The sequence below is a fragment of the Slackia sp. genome (assembly GCF_977041755.1).
In genome coordinates, this window is record NZ_CDRRGL010000152.1 from 1 (window position 1) to 4,182 (window position 4,182).

Here is a 4,182-nt window from a genome sequence, read left to right on the forward strand (position 1 = left end):
ATATATGGGTCGCTTGGAGGCCATCGCAGCCGTGAAGAAGTATGGTCCGGTCGAGCTGCTTGACATTGACGAAGTGCCTGACACCTGGACCGTCGCGCCCATTTGCGGCGTTGGCGCTCCGAGCGTGTCGCTCGAGAAGGGCACGAACGGAGTCGAGTATCCCAAGGTTCGCGCCATGATGGAGCGCATACTTGGCCGCAAGCTCGATGCGTTTTTGCTTTCCGAGGCGGGCGGCATGAACTCCATGGTGCCTATTTCCGCGGCCGCTCGAGCGGGCCTGCCGCTCATTAACGCCGACGGCATGGGCCGCGCGTTTCCGGGCATTCAGCAAGACACGTTCACGCTGAACGGCGTGTCCACCAACCCCTTCATCATTGCCGATGAAAAGGGCAACTGCACGGTGCTCACGACCATCAACAACGACTGGACCGAGGAAATCGGCCGTGAAATCACCACCGCATGCGGCGGCCAGGTGACCACGCTCGCATCGCCCATGAGCGGCGAGAAAATGAAGACGAGCGTCGTCGTTGGCACAGTCGATTACGCGCAGAAGCTCGGTCGCATCATTCGTACGGCGACCGACGCCGACAATCCCGAGCAGTTCTTCCTCGGCGAAAGCGGGGCCTTCCGCTTCTTCAAGGGCAAAATCACCGACGTGCTGCGCGAAACGCGCGACGGCTTCAACTTCGGCCGCGTGACGCTTGAAGGCATCGGTGAAGACAAGGGCAAGAAAGCCGTGGTCGAGTTCCAGAACGAGAACATCTACGCCGAGGTCGACGGCGAAATCGTGGCTACGGTGCCCGATCTTATTTGTCTGGTCGATTCCGAGACGTTCGTGCCCATTACCACCGAGAACCTGAAATACGGCAAGCGCGCCCTCGTCGTTGGTCTGCCGTGCGACGCCGCATGGCGCACGCCTCGCGGCTTAGAACTCGCCGGCCCCGCGTGGTTCGGCTTGAAAGACGTCGAATATCGCCCCGTTGAGGAGCGTTGCGCCGAGTTTTCGAAGGAGGAGAGCCATGCGTAAAATCGGCATTTCCGATATCGAAGACATCGCTTTGGGCGCAGCGCTGTTGGGCGCGGGCGGCGGCGGCGACCCCTACATTGGCAAGCTGCTCGCCATTGGCGCCGTGAAGGAATGCGGTGAGGTGTCGCTCATCGACGTCGACGAGCTTTCTGACGACGACGTCGTTGTTCCCGTTGCAAGCGTGGGTGCTCCGACGATTCTCACCGAGAAGGGCGTGGGTTCTAACGAGTTCACCAAGCTCATCGATATGGTGGGTTCCTACTACGGCAAGAAAATCACGGCCATCATGCCCATCGAGGCTGGCGGCGTGAATTCCATGCTGCCCATTGCCGCGGCAGCGCGCCTGGGCCTTCCCATGGTCGACGTCGACGGCATGGGCCGCGCGTTCCCCGAAATTCAAATGGTTACGTTCACCATTGGCGGCGTGTCGGCAAGCCCCATGCTCTTCATTGACGAAAAGGGCAACATGGGTCTTATGGAGACCATCAACAACAAATGGGTCGAGAACATTTGCCGTGCCGGCTGCACCGCATGTGGCGGCAGCGTGGTGTCGACCGAGTACGTCATGACGGCCTCGCAGGTGCGCGAGTTCGGCGTGCGCGGCATCGTCACGCGCAGCCAGGAACTGGGCCGTGCGATTCGCGGCATCAAGAACTGCCCCGAGAATATGACGCCCGAAGAATACTTCTTCGACTACACCGGCGGCTTCCGCCTGTTCAAGGGCAAGATTGCCGATGTGCTGCGCGAGACCCGTGGCGGCTTCAACTTCGGCAAGGTCGTGCTCGAGGGCATCGGCGAAGACAAGGGCGGCCATGCGGAAGTCGATTTCCAGAATGAGAACCTGTGTGCGACGGTGAACGGCGAAATTCTTGCCACGACGCCCGACCTCATTTGCCTGGTCGACACCGAAACGTTCACGCCCGTGCCCACCGACGCGTTGAAGTACGGCAAGCGCGTGCTGGTCGTTGGCCTTCCGTGTTACCACTTGTGGCGCACCGAGAAGGGCATTGAGCTGGTTGGACCGCGCTATTTCGGCCTGAATACCGATTACATCCCTGTCGAAGAGAGATGTAAGGGGTAGCGAATCCTGCCCGCGTATTCGATGCCGAGGGTTCCGCAAAACGCGGCGCGCCTAACGCTCGCTTTGCGTTGCGCCTCGTTTTCTCAGTTTTTGAATAAAGAAGAGTGAGAAAAACGAAGTTTTGCTCCACCCTCACCACCGAATACGCTGCATGTTTATTGTCCGTAGGCCGCCCCTCGCGCCGCGCCTGTTTCGAAGCTTTGCATTTCTCAATCTTCTTTTTCTAGAATTGGAAATGCGAGGAGCGACGCATAGCGAGCAAAGCGAGCGGTAGGAGCTCCGCGCTTCGCGAACAGGCGCGGCGCGAGGGGCGGCCGGGCAGCAACGTTGAATGCAACTTGAAGAAAGTTGAGGAGATATGTACAAACTTGGCATTGATGTCGGCGGCACCAACACCGACGCCGTTTTGATCGACGAGAACCTGAAGGTTGTCGCCGCGGTGAAGAACCCCACCTCGGGCGATATCTACGAGGGCATCATGGGCGCGGTTGACGCCGTGCTCGCCCAGGCGAACATCGATCGCAAACTCATCAAGCAGGCTATGCTCGGCACCACGCAGTGCACGAACGCCATCGTCGAGCGCAAGGGTCTGGCTCCTATTGCCATCCTGCGCATCGGCGCACCTGCTTCTGTGGGCATTCCTCCCATGGTCGATTGGTCCGACGATATTGCTGCGGTTGCCGTTGACACTGCCATTATTGGCGGCGGCTTTGAATTCGACGGCAAGCGTTTGGCCGACTTCGATGAGGCTGCGTGCCGCGCCTTCTTCGAGGGCGTGAAGGGCAAGGTCGAATCGGTCGCCATTAGCTGCGTGTTCGCCGGCGTGCGCAACGATGACGAGCTCGCCGCCGCCGCGATTGCCCGCGAAGTGCTCGGCGACGATGTGCGCATTTCCATCTCGAGCGAGATTGGCTCCATGGGCTTGGTTGAGCGCGAAAACGCCACCATCTTGAACGCTGCGCTCCACCTGGTTGCTGAGCGCTTCACCGAGGGCTTTGCGAAGAGCTTGGCCGAGCGTGGCATTACCGAGGCCGACGTGTATCTGTCCCAGAACGACGGCACGCTCATGACTATTGATCACGCGCGCCGTTACCCGATTCTGACCATCGCATGCGGCCCCACGAACTCCATTCGCGGTGCAAGCTATCTGAGCCGCATGGATGACGCCATCGTCATTGACGTGGGCGGTACCACCACCGACCTGGGCGTTCTGCAGGCCGGCTTCCCGCGCGAGAGCGGCGTTGCCGTGACCATCGGCGGCGTGCGCACTAACTTCCGCATGCCCGACGTTATCTCCATCGGTTTGGGCGGCGGCTCCATCGTTCGCGAGCACGAAGACGGCACCGTGACCGTTGGCCCCGATTCCGTGGGCTATGAAATCACCAAGAAGGCGCTCGTGTTCGGCGGCGACACCCTTACCGCAACCGACATTGCGGTGCGCCTTGGCATGGCCGAGGTGGGCGATGCGAGCAAGGTCGCTCACATCGACGAGGGGTTTGCCAAGAAGGCCATGGCCGTTATGCGCGAGATGGTCGAAGAGGGCATCGATATGATGAAGGTGTCCAACGATGACATCGACGCCATTCTGGTGGGCGGCGGCTGCATCATTCTGCCGACCGACCTCGCTGGCACCGCGACCTGCGTGAAGCCCGAGTTCTCGGGATGCGCGAACGCGATCGGCTCCGCCATCTCGAAGGTGAGCGGCACCTATGAGGCGCTCGTCGATTATGACGAGACCCCTCGCGACCAGGCGCTCGAGGCCGCTCGCGCTGCCGCAATCGAGGCCGCTGTCGAGGCTGGCGCTGTGCGCGAAACCGTCGAGATTATCGATTCCGAAGACGTTCCGCTGCAGTATTACCCCGGTCACACCAACCGTGTGAAGGTGAAGGCTGCGGGCGATTTGAGCGCAGCTCTCTAAGCCGCAAGCCATTAAAAGCAAAGGCGCCGTCCCTGCGAGTGAACTGCCTCCCATTTCTACAGTGAACCCCTATAGTTGGACAGACAATGTTCTGCTTCTCCTATAGGGGTCTTCTGCGTTAGGGGGTTTGATTTGCTGAGCAAGGATTACTCTGCC

At 60.3% G+C, this 4,182-nt stretch carries 3 protein-coding genes; all 3 read left to right on the top strand.

The features are described 5' to 3' along the window. A partial coding sequence (locus ACWI8T_RS08665; RefSeq protein WP_449138658.1) for a DUF917 domain-containing protein occupies positions 1–1,027 on the top strand: 1,027 nt, incomplete at its 5' end. Continuing rightward, complete coding sequence (locus tag ACWI8T_RS08670; protein ID WP_123218751.1) at positions 1,020–2,108, top strand: DUF917 domain-containing protein; 1,089 nt, start codon at positions 1,020–1,022, stop codon at positions 2,106–2,108. The genes ACWI8T_RS08665 and ACWI8T_RS08670, both read left to right, overlap by 8 nt. A 358-nt stretch (positions 2,109–2,466) precedes the next feature. Next, positions 2,467–4,026: a hydantoinase/oxoprolinase family protein gene (locus tag ACWI8T_RS08675; RefSeq protein WP_281668032.1), complete on the top strand. Its 1,560-nt coding sequence runs from the start codon at positions 2,467–2,469 to the stop codon at positions 4,024–4,026. Positions 4,027–4,182 lie beyond the last annotated feature (156 nt).

Excerpts from the sequence above, each read along its gene's own strand:
- ACWI8T_RS08670 (WP_123218751.1), top strand. The coding sequence starts at position 1,020 with ATGCGTAAAATCGGCATTTCCGATATCGAAGACATCGCTTTGGGCGCA.
- ACWI8T_RS08675 (WP_281668032.1), top strand. The coding sequence starts at position 2,467 with ATGTACAAACTTGGCATTGATGTCGGCGGCACCAACACCGACGCCGTT.